12 protein-coding genes are annotated in these 21,969 nt (G+C 62.8%); 8 read left to right on the forward strand and 4 right to left on the reverse strand.

Going from position 1 to position 21,969, the window contains the following annotated elements; all coding sequences use genetic code 11:
* Position 1 precedes the first annotated feature (1 nt).
* Together H3V09_RS01250 and H3V09_RS01255 are read right to left on the reverse strand one after the other, a co-directional pair.
* A complete protein-coding gene (locus tag H3V09_RS01250; RefSeq protein ID WP_046322785.1) occupies positions 2 to 2,251 on the reverse strand; it encodes a protein kinase domain-containing protein in 2,250 nt (749 codons plus the stop codon).
* Complete coding sequence (locus H3V09_RS01255; RefSeq protein WP_176694640.1) at positions 2,244 to 3,470, reverse strand: polyprenyl synthetase family protein; 1,227 nt, start codon at positions 3,468 to 3,470, stop codon at positions 2,244 to 2,246. The genes H3V09_RS01250 and H3V09_RS01255 overlap by 8 nt, the downstream gene beginning before the upstream one ends.
* A gap of 224 nt (positions 3,471 to 3,694) precedes the next feature.
* Between H3V09_RS01255 and H3V09_RS01260 the strand changes: the two genes are divergently transcribed.
* The 4 genes from H3V09_RS01260 (at position 3,695) to H3V09_RS01275 (ending at position 13,312) form a co-directional block, all read left to right on the forward strand.
* On the forward strand, positions 3,695 to 4,276 hold the full coding sequence (locus H3V09_RS01260; protein WP_176694641.1) for a DUF4192 family protein: 582 nt from the start codon (positions 3,695 to 3,697) through the stop codon (positions 4,274 to 4,276).
* A 113-nt stretch (positions 4,277 to 4,389) separates the two neighbouring features.
* Positions 4,390 to 5,808, forward strand: a complete 1,419-nt coding sequence (locus tag H3V09_RS01265; RefSeq protein WP_046323728.1) for an RNA polymerase sigma factor — start codon at positions 4,390 to 4,392, stop codon at positions 5,806 to 5,808.
* A gap of 130 nt (positions 5,809 to 5,938) precedes the next feature.
* Complete coding sequence (locus H3V09_RS01270) at positions 5,939 to 8,353, forward strand: DNA gyrase/topoisomerase IV subunit B (RefSeq protein ID WP_198190678.1); 2,415 nt, start codon at positions 5,939 to 5,941, stop codon at positions 8,351 to 8,353.
* Between the two features lie 48 nt (positions 8,354 to 8,401).
* Complete coding sequence (locus H3V09_RS01275; RefSeq protein WP_198190679.1) at positions 8,402 to 13,312, forward strand: ATP-dependent helicase; 4,911 nt, start codon at positions 8,402 to 8,404, stop codon at positions 13,310 to 13,312.
* 17 nt (positions 13,313 to 13,329) lie between these two features.
* On the opposite strand, the gene H3V09_RS01280 is transcribed toward H3V09_RS01275, so the two are convergent.
* Complete coding sequence (locus H3V09_RS01280; protein WP_198190680.1) at positions 13,330 to 15,963, reverse strand: DNA gyrase/topoisomerase IV subunit A; 2,634 nt, start codon at positions 15,961 to 15,963, stop codon at positions 13,330 to 13,332.
* A gap of 112 nt (positions 15,964 to 16,075) precedes the next feature.
* Between H3V09_RS01280 and H3V09_RS01285 the strand changes: the two genes are divergently transcribed.
* On the forward strand, positions 16,076 to 17,299 hold the full coding sequence (locus H3V09_RS01285; RefSeq protein WP_198190681.1) for an alkaline phosphatase family protein: 1,224 nt from the start codon (positions 16,076 to 16,078) through the stop codon (positions 17,297 to 17,299).
* Positions 17,300 to 17,322: 23 nt separating this feature from the next.
* Here the strand turns inward: H3V09_RS01285 and sepH are convergent, their stop codons facing one another.
* A complete protein-coding gene (sepH, locus tag H3V09_RS01290; RefSeq protein ID WP_198190682.1) occupies positions 17,323 to 18,408 on the reverse strand; it encodes a septation protein SepH in 1,086 nt (361 codons plus the stop codon).
* Between the two features lie 167 nt (positions 18,409 to 18,575).
* Here sepH and H3V09_RS01295 point away from each other — a divergent pair, with 167 nt between their 5' ends.
* From H3V09_RS01295 to H3V09_RS01305, 3 genes are all read left to right on the forward strand, one after another.
* On the forward strand, positions 18,576 to 18,869 hold the full coding sequence (locus H3V09_RS01295) for a DUF4193 domain-containing protein (RefSeq protein ID WP_024627827.1): 294 nt from the start codon (positions 18,576 to 18,578) through the stop codon (positions 18,867 to 18,869).
* Positions 18,869 to 19,333, forward strand: coding sequence for a dUTP diphosphatase (dut, locus tag H3V09_RS01300; protein ID WP_046322794.1), 465 nt, complete (start codon positions 18,869 to 18,871; stop codon positions 19,331 to 19,333). Before H3V09_RS01295 ends, dut begins: the two co-directional genes overlap by 1 nt.
* 83 nt (positions 19,334 to 19,416) lie before the next feature.
* A complete protein-coding gene (locus H3V09_RS01305) occupies positions 19,417 to 21,777 on the forward strand; it encodes a RelA/SpoT family protein (RefSeq protein ID WP_232339326.1) in 2,361 nt (786 codons plus the stop codon).
* Positions 21,778 to 21,969: the final 192 nt, after the last annotated feature.

Raw genomic sequence — 21,969 nt, forward strand, 5'->3', positions numbered from 1 at the left:
GTCAGACCACAGTCAGAGTCACGACGGCTGGTGAGCCGTCATCATTGACCACCTTGACTCGGGTGCCGGGGTTGGGATCCTGAATTCGCACCGTATGGGTCAGGTTGCCCAGCGGTGCGGAGATGTTGACTTTGAGTCCGTATCCCTGCAGGATCTGTGTGGCCTCGTCCTGGCTCTTGCCCTTCACGTCGGGCATGGTGATGGACTGCGGCCCCTTGGAGATCACTACGTTGACCGCATCGCCCCAGTGAAGCTGTTCCTGGGCCTGGTGGGAGGCGGAAATCACCTGGTTGCGAGGTACCGTGTCTGACCAGTCCTCGCTGTAGTTGACCTTGAGCCGAAGGGCTTCCAGGGCCGCCTTGGCATCGTCCCTGGCCTTGCCGATGATGTCGGGCATGGCCACGGGCATCCGACCCTTGGACAGGACCAGGCTGACCTTGGTATCGTGCCGGGTCTTGGTCCCTGGGGCCGGCTCCACTGAAATCGCCGCTCCTTCAGGTATATCCATGGAGTACTGGTCCTTGGATGAGTCATGGACGATCTTGTCGAACCCAGCCGCTTTCAGGGCTTGGACGGGGTCCTTGCCGTTGGAGGTGTCTGGCATCAGGATGTCCTTGGGCACTGTAGCCTGGCGAACCCCTTTGGAGACGGTCAGGTTGAGGCGACCGCCACGTTTGCTGATATGGGCCCCGACCGCATCGGGATCCGCAGCCATGATGGCCCCTTTGGGCACTTGATCGCTGAAGTCATAGTCGGTATAGACCTTAATGCCTGCGACCTTAAGCGTGCGGGTATACTTGGCGTAGTCGGCGCCAATAACCTTGCACTCCTGATTCTCGGAGCAGGAGATGTCATCCGGTTTGGGCAGTGCGTAATAACTGCCCGGACCCAGGTAATACCACCAGGCGCCTCCGCCGCCTCCAGCCAGGGCCAGTACCAGCAGAATCACCAGCACGATGATCAAGCCCCGATGCCGGTGCTTGGGTTTCGCTGCTTCAGCGCCTTGCTGCATGGTCTGGACAGAAGCCGGGACAGCCGCCACATCGGCGGGGGAAGTCGTCGGGTCCTGAGGCTGTAGAACGGTTGTAGTTTCGGCCTGGGAGGGAGTGTCCACGTCGTTGAGCCGATAGCGTCTGGTCGCTGCGTCCGCATCGGTTTCGGGCGGGGCGGGCACAGCCAGGACCGTGTCTGAACCCTCCGGGTCGGTTGCTGCAGCAATGGTATGTGTGGCTGCATCTTCGGCATCGTCACTGGGTGCCGTAGCTCTTTGAGTTAGCGATTCGGGCATCTCAGGGTCGTGTCCAGGGGTCCCGGCGATGGTGAGTTTGGGCTCTCCGCTTGCTGCGTCTACTACGGCCGCTGTGGCTGTTGCAGGCAACATGTAGTCCATGGCTTGCCGGTCTAGTCCCCTGACCACCTTTCTCAGGCTCTCCAGGGCCTTGCCTGCGTTGTCTGGGCGATTTTCAGGGGAGCGGTCGGTCAGTCCGGAGACCAGGGCGGCTACGGATGGGTCGATTCCCGGGCAGACCCTGGCCAGGGAGGGGACATCCTCGTGGACGTGCTTGAAGACGATGGTTACCGGATTGTCACTGGCGAAGGGGACCGTGCCGGTCAACATCTCGTAGGCGATGATGCCCACGGCGTAGAGGTCGCTCTGGGGGGAGGCATCATTGTTCTCAATGGTTTCGGGTGCCAGGTAGGCGGCCGTGCCCATGAGCATGCCTGTCGAGGACAGAGTGGCTTGAGCGGCGGCGCGGGCCAGGCCGAAGTCGGTGATCTCCACATGGCCGCGGTCGTTGATGAGGATGTTTTCTGGCTTGATGTCGCGATGGATGACGCCGGCTCGGTGGGCGGAGGCCAGGCCGTCCAGGATTTCGCCCACGATGCGCAGGGTCTCCTTCAGGGGATAGACGCCCTGACGGGTCATGTCCCTCCGCAGGCTTATTCCGTGGACATACTCCATGACCAGGTAGTCCAGACCTTGGTCGACGCCGGTATCGTAAACCTGGACAATGTGGGGGTTGGCGATGGCGGCCGCAGACCTGGCCTCCCGGCGGAAACGCTCCTCGAACTGGGCCCTGTGCGGCCCCTGGGCCAGCATGGTGTGCATGATCTTGACCGCCACATGCCTGGACAGCCGCAGATCCAGAGCCTCGTAGACCGTGGCCATGCCACCTTGCGCAATCTCGCGTAGAATGCGGTAGCGCCCGTCTATGATCCGGTCGCTTGTCCTCTCGTCCGCTTCACTCATGCTCGTCTTGTCCGGCCCTCTGCACCTCGGAGGCCTGACCGGCCTCGGCATCAATGGAAGATACACGTTCATGATACCCGGCGGTGGTGGCAAGCGGCAGGAAGCGTCGGCAGGCCTTCAGGAAGATGGTTCGGCCCCTGGCAGACAGGTGCAGGTCATCGGCCAGGGCCTGGGCTCGGGCCTGGGCTCGGACGGACAGGTCGGCTATGCGTCGACGACTGGCCTCTACGGCCCCGCAGGACTGCATCAGGTCACGGACCATATTCACCTGGGTATCCTTGCGGCGTTGGGAGGGGGAATCGTAGAGACGGCGAACCTCCTTGGCCTGGTCAGGATTGGCCATGGCCAGAGTGTCGGCCAGGAGGACGGTCCGCTTGCCCTCGCGAATATCGCCTCCCACGGGTTTGCCGGTGTGTCGGTCGTCGCCTGCCACATCCAGCAGATCGTCCGACAGTTGGAAGGCCAGTCCCAGATCCAGTCCTAGGGCGTGCACTGACACTTTATGCTCTTCCAGGTCCGTTCCGGCAGCTAGCAACCCCAGAGCCAGGGGGGCCATGGTGGTGTAGGAGGCGGTCTTCCATGCCATGGTGTGCATGGCCTGGCTGCGCAGACGTTCCGGATCGTCCAAGGAAGCCTCTTCCATCCCCATGTCCAGGACTTGTCCGGTGACCACAGCTGTCTGTATAGCTTGGAAGACCCTGCCGATGGCCGGCCCCTGAGGCAGGTCGGCAGCCGCCTGGAGGGCCAGGGCCGTGCTCAGCGATGCCAGCAGGTCGCCAAGGAGGATGCCCAAGCCAGTGCCGCGAGCATCAGGTCGGGCGGGGGCCCGGTCGTTTGGATTGTTTTCGGCAACCGACCGGCTCAGAGCCAGATGCGCGGCTGGGCGGCCCCGACGACGGGGGGAGCCATCAATGATGTCGTCGTGGATCAGGGCGCTAGTCTGGTAGACCTCCAGGGCACAGGCAAGGTCCACTACCGCCTGTTCACGGTCTGGATTCTGCTCGGATTCCAGAGCCCTCCAGACGTCGCAGAGCAGCAGGGCACGCAGCCGCTTGCCGCCTCGGCCAGCCTCGATTGCCTGGAGAATGACCGCCTGCAAAGCCTCCTGGGAGGGGTCCTCATCTAGGGGATGGTCCGGTCCGGGCCCTGTAGCAGTCAGGTAGTCGAAATGGCGCTGGAGCAGTTCCTCCATACGCTGTTCGACCCGTGCTGCTGTCACGCTCTTCATGCCTTAGAGCCTATCTGCATATCTGCCCAGCGGGCGGGCTGCACGGCCCATGGCTGCAAGGAACATGGTGGATGGATGACCCCACTTGACCACATGATCGGCTGTGGCCCTCCCAACGGTTCCAACTGGTTCAGGATGGTGCCAAGGCTCCCCGGACCACAGACCGGGAGCGGATGGGAGGCGATGACTGTATGAGTGACATGCACGAAGAAGGCATGACAAAACTTGTTGAGAACTACCGAGAGGGCCGACGACGATGGGGTGTGGAAGATGCTGACAGGCGATGGCTCCGGCAACCCTTGACGGACTGGACTGCCGGCTTGAAAGGGCAGCAGCCGTACCCGCCTTTGGACTCCGATACAGCTGACCGTCTGGCTGTGGCCATCAAGGAGACCCTGGCCATACGCGACGGGCTTATTCTGTCCATCCTGGCGCCTGAGCCTGGTCTGCACAGGGATCGGTTGCTGGACCTGTGTGTTCGTCCCAACGATCCATCCAACGTCACGGCGCTCTGCAGCATTCTGGATGCGGTCTTCAAGGATCCTGCGACACGGCCGGACCAACCACGTTGTCAGGCTGGACTGGCCATGCTTGAGGCTATGGCGGATAAGGTTCCGCCGGGGTTCCGGTCCCAGCCCTTGGCGGTCGCGGCCTATGTCGACTGGTGGAGTGGGGGATCCCTGGCGTCCGGTCTTGCTGAGGGAGCCCTGGACGACGACCGCTCATGCAGCCTGGCCGCCATCGTTCTAGCACTGATCGGCCGCAGTATCGACCCAGCTTGGAGGCAATCGGGCTGAATCGGGAATAATCGTCCCCCTGGGGTGGTTCACTTAGTGAGTCTACGATTTGACCTTGCCATAGCTGTGCCTTAAAAGCAGTGTCGGCGGGTGGGATGATCCAGGAGGAGAATTTGGCCACGAAGGACACCAAGTCAGCCAAGACAGCCACAGTGGATACCGGAAAGGGCCGGACCAGTTCAACCGCCGGCAAGACCAAGACCGCCACCAGGTCCAAGACCAGCAGCAAGGCGTCCCGCAAGACCACAGCCCGCAAGACCGCCACTGCCGGCACTTCGGCTACCAAGATGAACCACCGCTCGGCCTCCAAGACCACGAAGAAGGTCAAAGAGGAGCCTGTCCTGCAGCAGGAGGAGCAAGAGCCCGACGAGGACCTGCTAGAGGACCAGGAGGACGACCAGCTGGACAAGGGCGAGGATCAGCTGGAGGACGAACCCGACGAGGACGATCAGGAGGAGGATGAGGCCTCCCAGGTCGAGGATGAGGCCGAGGAGGACCGCAAGGCCGCTCATGCCCTCGCTGCCAAGGTCAAGGGTGCCTTCGTTGTCGACGATTCTGATGACGACGAGAATGTTACCCCCTCAGGCAACCCCAAGCGTCGTGTGGTCACCGCTGGCGCCACTGCCGATCCTGTCAAGGACTACCTCAAGCAGATTGGCCGAGTCAGCCTGCTGAACGCCGAGCAGGAGGTGGACCTTTCAGAGCGTATCGAGGCCGGCCTCTATGCCCAGCATCTGCTGGACACCGAGGGCGAGGGCATGGACTTCAAGCGCCGCCGCGAGCTCAAGTGGGCTGCCAATGACGGGAAGAAGGCCAAGGATCATCTGCTGGAGGCCAATCTGCGACTGGTGGTCTCCCTGGCCAAGCGTTACACCGGCAGGGGCATGCTCTTCCTGGATCTGATCCAGGAAGGCAACCTGGGTCTGATCCGCGCTGTGGAGAAGTTCGACTATACCAAGGGCTACAAGTTCTCCACATACGCCACCTGGTGGATCCGCCAGGCCATCACCCGTGCTATGGCCGACCAGGCCCGAACCATCCGCGTGCCCGTCCACATGGTCGAAGTCATCAACAAGCTTTCCCGCGTTCAGCGTCAGATGTTGCAGGACCTGGGCCGCGAGCCCACCCCCGACGAGCTGGCGCGGGAGCTGGACATGCCTGTCGAGAAGGTTCAGGAAGTCCAGAAGTATGGGCGTGAGCCCATCTCCCTGCACACCCCTCTGGGTGAGGACGGCGACTCGGAGTTCGGCGATCTGATCGAGGACACAGATGCCATTGCCCCCTCGGATGCTGTGGCCTTCTCCCTGTTGCAGGAACAGTTCCAGCAGGTGCTTGAGACCCTGAGCCCCCGCGAGGCCGGTGTCATTAAAATGCGCTATGGCCTGGAGGATGGGCAGCCCAAGACCCTGGACGACATCGGCCGTGTCTACGGGGTCACCCGTGAGCGCATCCGCCAGATCGAGTCCAAAACCATGTCCAAGCTGCGGCATCCTTCGCGCTCGCAGACCCTGCGGGACTTCCTGGATCAGTGACCTCTACGCCCGGTGGGGAGACTCTGACACTGTCGAGGCCTCCTTGCTAGAAATGGTCATCGGTGCGTAAGCGACGGCCCATGTGAGGAGCTGTATCCTCCTGGGCGCCATGAGGTGAACGGCGAGGTAAATGGTGGCGAAAAAGCCTGATAAGGGAAAGTCCTATGGTGCCGGCAGTCTGACGGTCCTGGATGGCTTGGATGCAGTACGTAAGCGTCCAGGCATGTACATCGGGACCACGGACAGCCAGGGGCTCATGCATTGCCTTTGGGAGATCATCGACAATGCCGTGGACGAGGCCCTGGCCGGCCAGTGCGACCACATCAAGGTCATCCTGCACCGGGACGGCTCTATCGAGGTTGACGACAACGGCCGAGGCATCCCTGTCGATATTGAACCTCGGACAGGGCTGACCGGCGTGGAGGTGGTCCTGACCAAGCTCCACGCCGGCGCCAAGTTCGGTAACTCTTCATACACGGCTGTGGGCGGCCTGCACGGAGTGGGCTCTTCGGTGGTCAACGCCCTGAGCTCCCGACTGGACGTGGAGGTGGACAGGGATGGCAAGACCCATCGGATGCGGTTCCACCAGGGTCATCCTGGCACCTACCAGGACCCAGATTCGGAGCATCCATCGCCTGACTCGCCCTTTAAACGCACCAGGAAGAACCGGCCTACGCCCCTGGAGGTAGTGGGCAGCGTGCCCAAGTCCCGCACCGGCACCAGGGTGCGTTACTGGGCTGACCCAGAAATCTTCAACACTACGGCCCGGTTCAGCTACGCCCAGCTGATTGACCGGGTGCGTCAGACCAGCTTCCTGGTGCCCGGCCTCAAGATCACCGTGATTGACGACCGCATTCCGGCTACAGGAAGCGCCGAACAGGACCTGCGCCTGGAGGTTGACGGCGACCCCGCTCCGGTCCAGGACGATCAGGACATTCATGAGAACCTTCGTGAATCGTCTGACAACGGCGACATTTCTGAAAAAGGTGCCGGAGACGAACGTGCCGAGGACACGCAGGCAGATGCTGCACTAACCTCGGTCGGACATTCAGATGGCTCTGATTCCGACGGATCGGATCATGAGAGGGATGACGCCAATCTTTCGGCCACTGAGCTGGCCGACCGGCTGATGCTGCAGCCGGAGGACGAGTCCGGCCATCAGCGAGTGGAGGAGTTCCTTCACACCGGTGGGGTGACGGACTTTGTTGACTTCCTGTCCAAGGGTGAGCCGGTCAGCGACATCTGGCGGATCAGTGGGCAGGACACCTACCAGGAGGAGACCCAGCGAGTGGGTTCGGACGGCGAGCTGCATGCCGAGCAGGTGGAACGTGTCTGCGGGGTGGATATCGCCCTGCGCTGGGTCAATGACTACGATTCAGTCGTCCGTAGCTTCGTCAATGTGGTGGAGACACCCGGCGGAGGCATGCACGTGGACGGGTTCATGAACGCCGTGACCCGTCAGGTGCGCAAGGCCGTGGAGGCCAATGCCCGCCGCCTCAAGGTCAACCTCAAGGACTCTCACACTAAGGTGGAGCGCGACGATGTCTTGGCTGGGCTGGTGGCCGTGGTCACGGTACGCATCGCCGAGCCGCAGTTCCAGGGCCAGACCAAGGATGTGTTGGGTACAGCCCAGGTCAAACCCATCGTCACCCGAATGACCGACGATCAGTTCGGCCAAATGATCAGTGGCTCCAAGCGCGGCTTCAAGGAGCAGTCCGGCCAAGTACTGGAGAAGATCGTCGGCGAGATGCACGCCCGCGTCCAGGCACGCAAGACCAAGGAGGTCACCAGGCGCAAGAACGCCCTGGAGTCAGCTTCCATGCCCTCCAAGCTCTCGGATTCCATGCCTGGCAACGACGACATTGCTGAGCTGTTCATCGTCGAGGGCGACTCCGCTCTGGGTACGGCCAAGGCCGCCCGAAACTCCATGTTCCAGGCACTGCTGCCCATCCGCGGTAAAATCCTCAACGTGCAGAAGGCATCCCTGTCCCAGATGCTGACCAACAAGGAGTGCGCCTCCATTATCCAGGTGGTTGGTGCTGGCTCGGGAGCCAGCTTCGACATCGACCAGGCCCGCTACAACAAGGTCATCATGATGACCGACGCCGATGTTGACGGCGCACACATCCGCATCCTGTTGCTGACCCTCTTCTACCGTTACATGCGGCCCCTGATCGAGAACGGGCGGGTCTATGCAGCCGTGCCGCCCCTGCATCGAATCGCTCTTGCAGGCAAGAACAAGGGGAAGTTCATCTACACCTATTCGGACGATGAGCTGGAAGGCAAGCTGGCCGACCTGCAGGCCAAGCACATCGACTACAATCCCGATGTGCAGCGCTACAAGGGTCTGGGTGAGATGGACGCCGACCAGCTGGCTGACACCACCATGGACCCCAGGACCCGCATGCTGCGCCGTATCCGCATGGAGGATGCCGCTCAGGCGGCCGGCATCTTCCCCCTGCTCATGGGCGACGACGTACCGCCCCGCAAGCAGTTCATCGTGGACAATGCCGACGACTTCGACCGGAGCAAGATCGATACCTGATTGACCTTCAGGAATGTCCAAAAGGACGGGGAGAGGAGCGTGACGCATATGGACGATCCCTTGGGTAATTTCTCCCCGCAGACGGCGGACTGGTTCCGTCAGGCCTTTCCCGAAGGTCCCACGCCGACCCAGGTACAAGCCTGGCCGGCCATCCGCTCGGGCGGCAATGCGCTGATCATCTCGCCCACCGGTTCAGGCAAAACTCTGGCTGCCTTTCTTTGGGCCATTGACGAGCTCGTGACCAGGCCTCGGCGCTCTCGGGAACCAGGTGTCGCTGTGCTCTACGTCTCGCCCATGAAGGCCCTGGGGACGGACGTGGCCCGCAACCTGCAGAATCCGCTGGACGGCATTGCCGAGCGCTTCGCCAGACAGGGACGAAAAGTGCCCAAGGTCCGGACGGGCATCCGCACTGGGGACACCGATGCCCGCGGCCGTAGGGCTCTGGCTGCTCATCCTCCGGATATTCTTGTCACCACCCCCGAATCGCTCTATCTGATGCTGACCTCAAAGACGGCCAGCACACTGAAGAACGTCCAGACCGTTATTGTGGACGAAATCCACGTTTTGGCGGGCAACAAGCGCGGGGCTCATCTGGCGCTGAGCCTGGAGCGGCTGGACGACCTGGTCGGACGGCCAGTGCAGCGGATAGGTCTGTCGGCTACGGTCCGGCCGCCCGAGCAAGTGGCCCGTTTTCTGGGAGGCAGCCGTCCCGTCAGCCTGATTCAGCCCAAGTCGTCCACAGCCATGGACCTACGGCTTATCGAACCCCTGGAGGACATGGGCGATCTGGCTGCGCCGCCCGGCCAATTGGGCCAGGATGGGCAGGATGGCGACCAAAGAAGCGGATCCATCTGGCCTGCCGTCGAACGGGCCATTCTGGACCAGGTCCTGTCCCACCACACCACCCTGGTCTTCGTCAACTCACGGGGCCTCGCCGAGCGCCTGACCGCCCGGTTGAACGACCTGCATCAGTCAGATCTGCAGGCCTTGAATCACGACCAGCCAGGTTTATCCCATGAAACAGTTGAGTCCACCGGCAGGGCTGGGCAGGACAGGGAGCCCGCCCACTACGATTCGGCCACTGGGTCCACTTCCGATAGGACTTCCGGCCTGAGTGTCGACCAACCCATTGCCATGGCCCACCATGGTTCGGTGTCCAAGGAGCGCCGCCGCCAGGTTGAGGACGACCTCAAGGCCGGCAGGCTGCGGTGCGTGGTAGCCACCTCCAGCCTGGAGCTGGGCATCGATATGGGCTCGGTCGATCTGGTCATCCAGGTCAATGCCCCGCTGTCGACCGCCTCGGGGCTGCAGAGGGTGGGCCGGGCCGACCATCAGGTGGGACGGGTGTCGCAAGCCAGGCTTTTCCCCCTGACTCGTGAGCAGATCCTGGAGTGCACGGCCAGCATGGAAAGCATGGTCCAAGCCGATATCGAACCCACCATCATGCCCAGCAGTCCTTTGGATGTTCTGGCTCAGCAGACGGTGGCCGCAGCTGCCATGGGGCCACTCAAGGAGCAGGACTGGCTTGCCACAGTCAGACGGGCTGCACCCTTCGCCCACTTGGACCAGCAAGTCTATCGGGCGGTGCTGGGCATGCTCAGCGGCGCCTACACCTCACAGGACTTCACCGCCTTCCGCCCCATCCTGGTCTGGGATCACCAGGCCGGCACATTGACAGCCCGCCCCGGCGCGCAACGCCTGGCGGTTACCTCCGGAGGCACCATTCCCGACCGTGGCTCCTACAGTGTGGTCATGCCTTCAGAGGCCGCCGGCGGCAAACCCCGTCGAGTAGGAGAGCTGGACGAGGAGATGGTCTATGAGTCCCGAAAGGGAGATGTGATCACCCTAGGTACCACCTCTTGGAGAATTCAGCAGATTACCCGCGATCGTGTGGTGGTGGTACCCGCTCCGGGACGCTCAGCCAGACTGCCCTTCTGGCATGGTGAAGGCACTGGACGTGACCCTGCCTTCGGCCGTCGCCTCGGCAAGCTTGCCAGGGAACTGTCCCAGGGTCTGATACCGGCGGTCCAGACCGCCTCCGGTCGGCCGGGCTTCACTCAAGCTGTCTGCTCTCGTCTGTTGGAGGACGGCCTGGACCGTCCTGCTATCAACAATTTGGCCGCCTTTCTGGCCGAGCAGCAGGCCTCTACGGGCCAGGTGCCCGACGACCGGCATCTGGTGGTCGAGCGTTGCCCCAACGAGGAGGGCGACCTGAGGCTGGTCCTCCATTCGCCATACGGACGCAGGGTCAACGAGCCCTGGGCTTTGGCCATCACCGCACGGCTCTCCCGCGAGCGCGGCTACGACGGATCCGTCTGGGCAGGCGAGGACGGCATTGTCGTGCAGATTCCAGACACGGATGCCTTCCTGGAAGATCAGCGAATATTCGGATTCACTCCCGATCAGGTGGAACGCGAGGTTCGACGGCATCTGGTTGGCTCTGCGCTCTTCCAAGCCCGCTTCCGCCAGTGCGCAGCCCGCTCGCTCTACATGCCCAGGATGGAGCCCGGCCGCAGGGTTCCGCTCTGGCAGCAGCGTCTACGGGCCTCCCGTCTGCTGGACGCAGCCCTGAAGGAGGATGACTTCCCCCTGGTTCTGGAGACCATGCGCGAGTGCCTGCAGGACGTCTATGACATGCCTGTCCTGCGCGAGCTGATGGCCGACCTGGAGCAGGGGAACGTCCGTCTGGTCCCGGCCTCTACCAAGACCCCCTCGCCCATGGCCTCAGGGCTGCTCTTCGGCTACCTGGGTACCTTCATGTACCAGTACGACATGCCCAAGGCCGAGCGCGATGCCGCTATGCTGGCCATCGACTCCGACCTGCTGGAGCAGATGGTCGGCCAGGTGGACATAGCCGACCTTCTGGACCAGGAGACAGTAGACCAGGTGACCGCTGATTTGCAGCGGCTTTCGCCCAGGACCCAGGCCAAGGGGGTCGAAGGACTGGCCGACCTGCTGCGTATCCTGGGCCCCATGGATTTGGCGGGGATTCGTCGGCGCATGCGCGGGCAGGAGGACGAACCGGCGACGGAGGCACAGGTTCTAGTCATTTTGGAAGAGCTGAAGGCCCAACACAGGGTGGTACAGATCAGGCTAGGCGCTCGCGACTGCTGGGTATGGGCTGGTCAGGCGGGGCGGCTTACGGCGGTCCTGGGCCCAGGCATCCAGCCATCCCCTCAGCCAACAAAGGAATCAGACGGCGAGGCCTTCGACCAGCTGGTCAGGCAATACGCTGCAGTCCATGGGCCGTTCACCACCGAGGACCTGGCTGGCCACCTGGGCCTGGGCAGTGCCCTCTTGGAGGACAGACTGCGTTCCATGGTCGCACGCGAGCTACTCATGACCGGGGTCTTCCCCCGTCCTGACCTGAGTGCCTATGGTGAGCCCGGATGGGAGGGAGGCGAACCCCGTCGAGGATGGCTGGATCCCGAGGTCTTCCGTCGACTGCGCTCGAGGTCCCTGGCCAAGGCCAGCAAGGCTGCCAGCCCCGTTCCCGGTCATGTTTACAGCGACTTTCTTCTTCATCGGCAGGGTCTGGCACCCCTCGGTCAGGAACCTCTGATGGGCACTGAGGGGCTACTGGAGGTAGTCGGGCAACTGGAAGGGCTGGCTCTTCCGCCTGCGCTCTGGGAATCGGCCATCTTCCCGGCCAGGGTGCGTGATTATGGTCCCGCATTGATGGACGATCTGCTGGCCGCGGGCCAGGTGGTCTGGGTGGGTTCCGAACAGGGTGAGGGGCCTCTGGGCGCCATGACCTTTTATCTGGCTGAGGACCTAGATGAGGAGCTGCCAGCACAAGCTGCCGGTTCTTTACCGGTCACGGATGAGGCCGACAAGTCGAGCAACTCGGGCAACGCGGGCGATCTGGAAGAGACCTTGCTGGGTGTTCTGGCTGATGGCGGAGCCTACCGCTTCGATCGGCTTCTGCGAGCCTGCGCCGATCGGGGCAGAAGTGACATTGATTCCACTGATTCTGAGACCCCCGACCAGGAGGCTCTGGCCCGGTCGCTCTGGTGGCTGGTCAGGCGTGGAATGGTCACCAACGCCTCCTTGGCTCCAGTACGGCGCCTTGTCCGAGGGTCAGGCCCACAGACCTCAGGTAGGACCCGCCGTTTGCCTCATGGATTGCGTGGACGCGGCAGGCCCTTGGGTCGTTCGGCCTTGACGCGGACAGCCGGATCATCAGCGCTGTCAGCGGCTACGGAGGGGTTCTGGACTCTGGTTGCGGATGAGCGCGGAGCAGCGGGAGGTGCGTCAGGGACTCACAAGGATGATTCAAGCGATGAGCTTAGAGGTAGTAGCCAGTACGCTGACCGGCAGCGGACCGTCCGCCTGGTCCACGAGGAGCAAGCCATCCTGGACCGTTATGGGCTCCTGGCTCCGGTACTGTCTGAAGTGCGGTCCCTCCCTGGCGGATTCTCGGCCCTCTATCAGGTCTGCAGACGCATGGAGGAGGCCGGCCAGCTGACGCGCGGAGTCATCGTTGACGGTTTCGGCGGCGCCCAGTTCGCCCCCCGGGAGGTGATTGACCAGCTCAGAGGCTTCCAAGAGGATGAGCGCGCTAACGATGATTCCGAGCAGCGGCCCCCCGAACCCGTGGTCATGGACGTGACCGATCCAGCCAACCTCTATGGCACGGCTCTTGCCTGGCCAACCACATCGGGGGATGGCAGCGGTCGGCCCATTCGGCGCATGGGGAACCTCATGGTGCAGAATCGAGGCCGTGCCCTGGTCTATGCGGCACCCAAGGGTCATCATCTGCTGGTCTTCGGCAAGCCGGACCGTGGATTGTTGGAGGCCGCCTTCGCCCAGCTGGCCTCATGGCTGAGGCGGGGTGGGCAGGGACGCATTCTCTTCAGTGATGCCAATGGCCGACCCCTGACTATGCGCGAACCGGTGGGCATGGCCATGTCCGCTGCCGGATTCACGGCCGGGCCGGGCGGCATGGCCCTCTACTGAGCCTTTGCTGAGCGTCCTCATGCCACGAAGGCGATAGGTGCTGCCAGTTCCTGGCCGGAGGCATCCCGTCGCATGTCCACGTCGGGCAGTTCGACCGGCGATCCGGCAGCAGTGCTGGCATGCAGGGGCCAGGAGCCCACCCGGGCCAGCAGCAGGGTGTCCTGACCTTTGAGGAAGCGCTGGGAGCGCACGCCGCCCGTGCCACGGCCCTTGACCGGATACATTTCCAGCGGCGTCAGCTTGGCCGATCCATTCTCGGTGCCTGGCAGGGCCTCGGAGTCGCCGGCCACGGTCAGGACCACGGCCCCGGCCTGGGTGCTCATGCCATCCTCGCCGGTCTCCTGGTAGGTCCAGCCGATCTCCCCTGCCGGTACGACCGCGAAGGTGGCGACCTGGCAGCCCTGGGCCAGACGTATGCCCGCCATGCCTGTTGCATTGCGGCCCTGGGGTCGGACTTTGTCCCCGGTGAAGGTCAGCAGGCTGGCATCCGAAGAGATAAGGACCATGCGGTCCCCGTCCTGGCAGGGGGCTGCGAAGACCACCTGGTCGTCATCCTTGAGGTCGATGACCGACCAGGAGTCCATGGTGGTCGGCGACTCGCGGTTCCAGCGCTTGACCTTGCCCAGGCGTGTGCCTAGGGCCAGAGGCCGGGAGTCGGTCATATTGATGACGGTGACGGCGTGCTCGTCGGCCTGGGGTTCGGTGCTGGCCGTTCCGCTCAGGAGCTCGTCGGCCACGATGCCTCCGCTCAGGTTGGGGTTGGCGGTGGCCGGGATCAGCGGCAGGTCGGCCACAGGAGCGGTGATCAGCCGTCCAGCTGTGGTGACCAGGCCGTATGTGGCCAGGGTGGTGGTGGCGAATATGGCTATGATCTGGTCGTCATGCCCCCGGTCCTGGTTGCGTGGCCGGGACCGCCATGCATCCAGGGCGCCTGGAGTGCTGCGTGCCAGCAGTCCGGTGGCGCTCATCATGACCGTGCAGGGCTTGTCCTCCATGTGCAGATCGCCACCATCTTCGCTGCGGCTGGTTCCTCCGTTGACCGCCAGTGCAGCCTTTCGGCCAGCACTGGCCTTACTGGTGGTCTGTTGAGCAGTCTGCTGATCACTGGCTGCCGACTGCACAGGGGCCAGATCTCCGGATGGCTCCTGGTCCAGGATGACCGTGCGCCTGGGTGTGCCCCACTGGGCCACCGCCTGATCCATCTCCTGGATGACCACCCGGTCCAGCTCGGCCGAGGAGTCCAGAATCCGCTCCAGTTCCTCCAGCTGCTTCTTGAGGTCGTCGCGCTCGCCCTCCAGCTCAATCCTGCTCATCTTGGTCAGCCGCCGCAGCCGCAGGTCGAGAATATACTGGGCCTGGGTCTGATCCAGGTCGAAGACCGCCATCAGCTTGGTCTTAGCCGCATCCGCGTCGTCCGAACTGCGGATGACCTGGATGACCTCGTCGATGTCGACCAAGGCCAGCAGGAGCCCTTCGACCAGGTGCAGACGCTCCAGGGCCTTCTTGCGGCGGAACTCGCTGCGACGGTGGATGACCGTCCGCCGGTGCTCCACCCAGACCTCCAGCAGCTCCTTGAGCCCCATGGTTCTGGGTCGTCCATGGACCAAGGCCACGTTGTTGATGGTGAAAGAGTCCTCCAGGGGCGTGTACTTGAAGAGCTTGCCTAGGACCTTGCCTGGGTCGAATCCCGTCTTGATCTCGATGACCAGGCGGGTCCCGTTGTGCCTGTCGGTCAGATCGATGGCGCTGGAGATGCCCTCCAGCTTGTGGTTGCGCACCCCCTCGGAGATGCGCTCCAGAACCCGCTCAGGGCCCACCATGAAGGGCAGCTCAGTGACCACGATGGCCTTCTTTCGGGCGGTCACGTTTTCCAAGTGGGTGACGGACCTGGTCACAAAGGCCCCCCGGCCGTGCTCGTAGGCCTTGCGGATGCCGTCCCGCCCTACGATGATCCCGCCTCCGGGCAAATCCGGACCGGGTACATAGCGCATGAGTTCATCCAGCCCTGCGTCCGGGTGGGCCATCAGATATTTGGCGGCGGCCACCACCTCGCCCAGGTTGTGGGTGATCATATTGGTGGCCATGCCAACGGCGATGCCCGAGGCTCCGTTGACCAGCAGGTTGGGGATGGCCGAGGGCAGGACCTGGGGCTCCTTGAGCTTGTTGTCGTAGTTGGGGGAGAAGTCCACCGTGTCCTGGTCGATGTCGGCGTTCATGCCCAGAGCCGCCGGGGCCAGCCTGGCCTCGGTGTAACGGGAGGCCGCCGGTCCGTCGTCCAAGGATCCGAAGTTGCCGTGGCCGTCGACCAGAGGCAGGCGCATGGCGAAGGGCTGTGCCAGGCGGACCATTGCCTCGTATATGGAGGAGTCGCCATGGGGATGCAGCTTGCCCATGACCTCGCCCACGGCCCTGGCGGACTTCATGTATGGGCGGTCCGGGTTGAGGTTCATCTGGCCCATCTGGTAGATGATCCGTCGCTGGACCGGCTTGAGTCCGTCACGGGCATCGGGCAGGGCCCTGGCGTAGATGACCGAGTAGGCGTATTCCAGGAAGGACTTGCTCATCTCCTCGTTCAGAGGGGTTTCGACGATGTGCTCCTTGACCTGCCGGGGGTCGTACCCCGCCGCCTTGCTCCTGCGATGAGTTGCCATGCTCCAGCTCCTGCTCCTTCACGTTCCGCCTTATGATAACCGGACGGTCCGCCAAAGCGTGCCTGCTGGGTCCGGTGTCGGCCTGGGGTCTGACCGTGCTTGAATGGAAGGTATGGGTCTGGATACACCTGACATGAAGGAACTGCTGGAGCCGAGTCTGCCTATCCAATACGGGGACCAGGCGGGGGACAATCATGTTGGCGGACCTCGGCATCTGTCCGCTGTCCTGCCCGCCCTGAGCGCATGTCTGGGAGTGCCTGTGGCCACTGACGTTCATCCGTCTGCCAAGGCCCTCCAGGAGGCCCTGGGGCTGCCTGATGCCCGGTCGGTTGTCGTCGTCCTTGTGGATGGTCTGGGATTCTGGAACCTGGTCAGCCGTCAGGGCCATGTGCCCTACCTGCGCTCGCTGCTGTCCGAACCCATCAACCAGCGTCCCCTCTATACCAGCCTGCCCTCGACTACGGTGGCGGCCATGGGGGTCTTCGGCACTGGGACCAGCCCTGGACTGACCGGTATGACCGGCTACACACAGCTGAACCCCGACACCGGCCAGCTTGGTCAGATGATCCAGTTCAGAGGCGCCCAGGACCCCGAGTGCCTGCAGCGCCGTCCAACTGTCTTCGAGACCCTCCAGGCGCAAGGGGTCCGCGTGACATCTTCGGGCCTGCCGCGTTTTCGCGACTCCGCCCTGACCCGTGCGGCTCTGCGCGGCGGAGAGTACCTGGCCCACAACCACTCCCGTCAGCGTCTCCTGGCCGCCTGCCAGGCTGCCCGCCAGCCAGGGCTGACCTACCTCTACATCCGCGATGTGGACAAGGTGGGCCACCACAGCGGTTGGGAGGGCGAAGAATGGGTGGCCGCTCTCGAAGCGACCGATGCACAGCTGGCTGAGCTTCATCGCCGCCTGCCAGCCGGGACGCTGACGGTTATCGTAGCCGATCATGGCATGGTCGAAGCTGATCCGGATCAGCGCATTGACATCGCTCAAGACCCGGAATTGAACCGGGAAGTGCGACTGGTTGGCGGCGAGCCCAGGGCCGTCATGCTCTATCTGGACCAGAGGGCGGATCCCAAGGTCGTGGCCGCCCGTTGGCGGGAGCGTCTGGGGGAGCGGGCCTGGGTGCTGACCCGGGATCAGGCCATCGAAAGGGGAATCTTCGGCCCGGTGGACGTTCGGATTCGCCCCATGATCGGTGACCTTCTGGTTCTGGCCAGTGACCGGGTCACCCTGGTGAATTCGGCTGATCAGACTGATGCAGCGACCAGACTGCCTGGCGTCCATGGCTCCTGGACCCGTCTGGAGACGCAGATTCCCTGCCTGATCGATCTGGTCTGACTGCTGGGGATAGAACCCTACAGCTACTTGCCGAAGAGGATTTCGTCCCAGCTGGGTACGGCCGACCGTCCGGAGTGCTTTTTGGCGCGTTTGCTCCGGCGACCCTCCTTGGGTTCGTCCTCCTGACCGTCCTGACTGGCATCATCGCCTTGATCCGGCTGCTGGAGCTGCTCCTGGTCAGCCTGGCTCTGCCCATGGCTCTGAACAGGCAGGACCATGGTGGACTCGGTGTCCCTGATTGGGGGATGCTCAGCCGTGTCGGGGTCCTCAGTCAGCTCGGCACTGAGGTGGTTGGGTTCTCGCCCGGCTGTCCGCTCCTGGCCTTCCTTGGGTTTGCCATAGAGCCAGGCGGTGAGCGCCGCCTGACGCTCCCCGTTCTCCTGGTCGCCCGATCCATGGTCCTCTTCCTCGTCCTCTATTTGGGCAAAGGCATCGTCCTGGCTTGGAGGGCGCCTGTCAGTCTGGTCATCGATCTCTTCGGCTGTGCCCTGGTCCAAATCGGGCCGATCCTGGCCATGGTCGTCTGCGGAATCATCCAGCAGCATCCTGGCTGCCCTGTTCAGGCAGGTCACAGTGTTGTCATGCATGTTCCAGGCCCAGCGGGCGTTGAAAATCCGCTTGTCCAGCGTAAAAACGCCGTTGATGTTCCAGGGTTCGTACCCTCGTCTGGTGGCCTGCCAGGAAACCTGTGCCAGGCTGACCCCGGCACGGGCCAGCACCTTGCCGATCAGTTCCTGATAATTTCGCCCGCCCGACCCTTTGGGCGCCGGCATGGTCAGGAACTGCTCTATGGCATACTTCTTTTCGGTCTCCACCGGGGCCGCGAAACGCCGTACCAGCGCTTCGTTGACAGCGTATTGTTGTGCCACCTGCTCGGGGCGGGCGCCGGCACGCACAGCCGCCTGGATGGCCGAGACAGGCAGGGGCTTGGACTTGCCGGTCTGGGGATCCACATCCTCTTCCTCCTTGACCTGCTTGGCCTCAAGAATGGCGCGATCAAGCGCATCGTCGACCCGTACGGCGAAGTGCCGGTGGTCACAGACGAAGACCAGATCGCCCCTGTCGTCGACATGGTCAAAGCTGGCCATCCTGGTCCCATTCTCAGACATGCACGCCCCTATCCTCTTACGGTTCCTTTACACGGCCTCAGGTATTTCCATTGTGCCCTACGGTTGGTATTTTACGTGCTTTTGAAATCGTGTATCCTATGCGCAGTACATATCGTGTGGAATGACCGGTATACGAGGTGACTGGTCGAACAAGGAAAGGGTACACGATGGCACAAGATTACGATACCCCGCGAGACAAGGATGAAGACGAGGAATCCCTGCAGGAGCTCGGCAAAAGCGGCCAGGATGCCGGGGCCGATCTGGACGACGACGAGAACGCCATCGCCGAGGACTACGAGCTTCCTGGCGCCGACTTAAGCAATGAGGATTCTTCGGTGACCGTCATCCCCATGCAGGGCGATGAATTCATCTGCTCCAACTGCTTCCTGGTCAAGCACCGGAGCCAACTGGCCTACACCACCCCCGACGGCAAGCCCGTTTGCAAGGAGTGCGCCGCCTGATGGCCTATGACGAGTCCTACAACGAGCCCGAAACGGTCGAGGTCCTGTTCAAGTCCTTGGGCGGGGCCGACGTGCCGGAATACGCCATGCCCGGCGATGCCGGGGCCGATCTACGAACCAGGATGGCTGTGGATCTGGCCCCCTTCCAGCGGGCGCTAGTTCCCACGGGAGTGGCCTTGGCCCTGCCCAACGGGTACGTCGGCCTGGTTCACCCGCGCTCGGGGCTGGCAGTGAAAATGGGGGTGACCGTGCTCAACGCGCCGGGGACGATTGATGCTGGGTACCGGGGCGAGATCAAGGTGCCGTTGATCAACCTGGATCCTCATGAGTCGGTCCACTTCGAGCCTGGGGAGCGCATCGCCCAGCTGGTCATCCAGCGTTACGTGCAGGCCCGTTTCGTGCCTGCTGAACGCCTGCCTGGCTCGGCGCGTTCGGATAGCGGATTCGGCTCGACCGGCCGCTGAGGCGCGGTTCGGACACGAGCGACCTGAATGGGCTATATCGAAGTGTAGGATTGGTGCATTATATCGGGATATTGGAGGCTTGAATGGTCACTCAGGAGGGCAGCGTCTGTAGCAATGATGTCGGCGACCAGGCCCCTTCTGGCTTGTCCTCCAGAGCCTTGGGCTGTGAGGTCAGCGACGATCCGCTCAACCCCCTGATGCCAATCTGGGAGATCTGCGCCGCCCATCATCCTGATGAGGATTTGTCCGTGCTTCAGCGCGCCTATGACCGGGCCGTGGTCCAGCATGCCGACCAGAGGCGCAAGTCTGGCGAGCCCTACATCATCCATCCACTGGCTGTGGCACAAATTCTGGCCGACCTTGGCATGGGGCCCACGGTAGTTTCGGCCGGTCTACTGCACGACACCGTGGAGGACACCGACTACACCCTGGAGCAGTGCAGGGACGAGTTCGGCGACACGGTGGCTGGCTTGGTGGACGGGGTCACCAAGATATCCAAGATGGATTACGGCGATTCGGCCCAGGCTGAGACCATCCGCAAGATGATTGTGGCCATGAGCCGGGATGTGCGCGTCCTGGTGGTCAAGCTGGCTGATCGTGTGCACAACGCCCGCACCTGGCGCTATGTCAAGGCTTCATCAGCCCAGCGCAAGGCTCGTGAGACCCTGGACGTATATGCGCCCCTTGCCAACCGGCTGGGCATGAACGCCATCAAGACCGAGCTGGAGGAACTCAGCTTCAAGACCCTCTATCCCAAGATCTACAATGAAATCGTGGTCCTTGTCTCCCGCAGAGCCGGCCAGCGGGAGGTCTACCTGCAGCAGATACTGGACGAGATTCACGAGGATCTGGATGCTCAGGGCATCAAGGCTCAGGTGACAGGGCGGCCCAAGGACTACTTCAGCATCTACCAGAAGATGATCGTGCGCGGGCACGATTTCGCCAACATCTACGACTTGGTTGGGGTGCGCATCATCGTGGATACCATTCGCGACTGCTATGCTGCCCTGGGTGCAGTCCATGCCCGTTGGAGCCCGGTGCCTGGGCGGTTCAAGGACTACATCGCCATGCCCAAGACCAACCGCTACCAGTCCCTGCATACCACGGTGGTGGGCCCGGGCGGAAAGCCGGTCGAGATCCAGATTCGCACCTGGCAGATGCACCGCCGCGCCGAATTCGGCATCGCCGCCCACTGGAAGTACAAGGAGAACGGTTCTGCAGGCCGCGAGCTCTCCCAGCCCGACAAGTCCGACGTCAAGCGTGAACGCCAGGAGGGGGAGCTGAGCCAGGAGGACAACCTGACCTGGATCCAGCAGTTGGCCGACTGGACCAGCGAGACTCCGGACTCCAACGAGTTCCTGGGCTCCCTTAAGGATGATTTGGGCGCGGCCGAGGTTTACGTATTCACGCCCAAAGGCAAGATCATCTCCCTGCCGGCCGATTCAACGCCCGTGGACTTCGCCTATGCCGTCCACACCGAGGTTGGCCACAGAACCATGGGCGCCAGGGTCAATGGCCGCCTGGTCCCCCTGGACACCAAGCTGCGCAACGGGGACACGGTAGAGATTCTGACCAGCAAGTCCGACACCGATGGGCCCTCGCGCGACTGGCTCAGCTTTGCCAAGAGCCCCCGTGCCCGCAGCAAAATCCGTCAGTGGTTCAGCAAGGAGCGCCGTTCGGAGACCATCGAGGAGGGCAAGGACGAGCTCATCCGCGCCATGCGCAAGCGGAACCTGCCCGTGGCCAGCCTGCTGACCCCTGAAGCCATGGTGGGGGCTGCCGACGAGCTCAACTATCCCAATGAGAAGGCGGTTTACGCCGCTATTGGCGACGGACAGGTCTCCACTCAGAACGTGATCTCCCGGCTGGTACATGATGCCGGCCGGTCGGCCCTTGAGGACGAGGTGGAGCAGGAGGCCATTCCCCTGCAGCGGGTCACCAAGTCCAGCCGGCCGGAGACCTCCCAGGGGATTTCGGTCAAGGGCGTGGACGATGTCTGGGTCAAGCTGGCCCGTTGCTGTACTCCAGTGCCAGGGGACCCCATCACCGGGTTCATCACCCGCAACCAGGGCGTCTCGGTTCATCGGTCCGACTGCCAGAATCTTCTGGAACTGCGCAAGAAGCAGCCCGAACGCATCATAGAGGTCTCCTGGACGGGCAAACAGGGCACATTCATGGTCCAGATTCAAGTGGAGGCCCTGGACCGGCCCCACCTGCTCTCGGACATTACTCAGGTCCTGTCCGACCACGGGGTCAACATCCTGTCGGGCAGCCAATCCACCGGTCGTGACCGGGTTGCGGTCAGTCAATTCGTCTTCGAGATGGGCGACCCCCAACATCTGAATACGCTCCTGTCGGCTGTCAGGAAGATCGACGGTGTCTTCGATGCCTACCGGCTGACCGGAGCCAAGGGCTCGACCAGACCTCATATGCGGGCCATCTGACTTTCCCTGCAATCACCGTTATGCCTACTTTTCCTCTTACTCTCGCGACGGCATTTTGCCGGTATCTCGTCAAACCTATTACTTGCTTTCAGCCTTGAAAATTCAACGGCTCAAAGTCTAAAAGACGGTTATTAAAAAGACGGTTATTAACGGTTATTACAGAAAGACCCCCGGTGGTCAATGACTAAGCCG

Source organism: Bifidobacterium sp. M0399 (assembly GCF_016100595.1).
Lineage (GTDB): Bacteria > Actinomycetota > Actinomycetes > Actinomycetales > Bifidobacteriaceae > Bombiscardovia > Bombiscardovia polysaccharolytica.

Coding starts and splice junctions, on each gene's coding strand:
- H3V09_RS01250 (WP_046322785.1), bottom strand. CDS start 2,251: ATGAGTGAAGCGGACGAGAGGACAAGCGACCGGATCATAGACGGGCGC.
- H3V09_RS01260 (WP_176694641.1), top strand. CDS start 3,695: ATGACAAAACTTGTTGAGAACTACCGAGAGGGCCGACGACGATGGGGT.
- H3V09_RS01270 (WP_198190678.1), top strand. CDS start 5,939: ATGGTGGCGAAAAAGCCTGATAAGGGAAAGTCCTATGGTGCCGGCAGT.
- H3V09_RS01275 (WP_198190679.1), top strand. CDS start 8,402: ATGGACGATCCCTTGGGTAATTTCTCCCCGCAGACGGCGGACTGGTTC.
- H3V09_RS01280 (WP_198190680.1), bottom strand. CDS start 15,963: ATGGCAACTCATCGCAGGAGCAAGGCGGCGGGGTACGACCCCCGGCAG.
- H3V09_RS01285 (WP_198190681.1), top strand. CDS start 16,076: ATGGGTCTGGATACACCTGACATGAAGGAACTGCTGGAGCCGAGTCTG.
- sepH (WP_198190682.1), bottom strand. CDS start 18,408: ATGTCTGAGAATGGGACCAGGATGGCCAGCTTTGACCATGTCGACGAC.
- H3V09_RS01295 (WP_024627827.1), top strand. CDS start 18,576: ATGGCACAAGATTACGATACCCCGCGAGACAAGGATGAAGACGAGGAA.
- dut (WP_046322794.1), top strand. CDS start 18,869: ATGGCCTATGACGAGTCCTACAACGAGCCCGAAACGGTCGAGGTCCTG.
- H3V09_RS01305 (WP_232339326.1), top strand. CDS start 19,417: ATGGTCACTCAGGAGGGCAGCGTCTGTAGCAATGATGTCGGCGACCAG.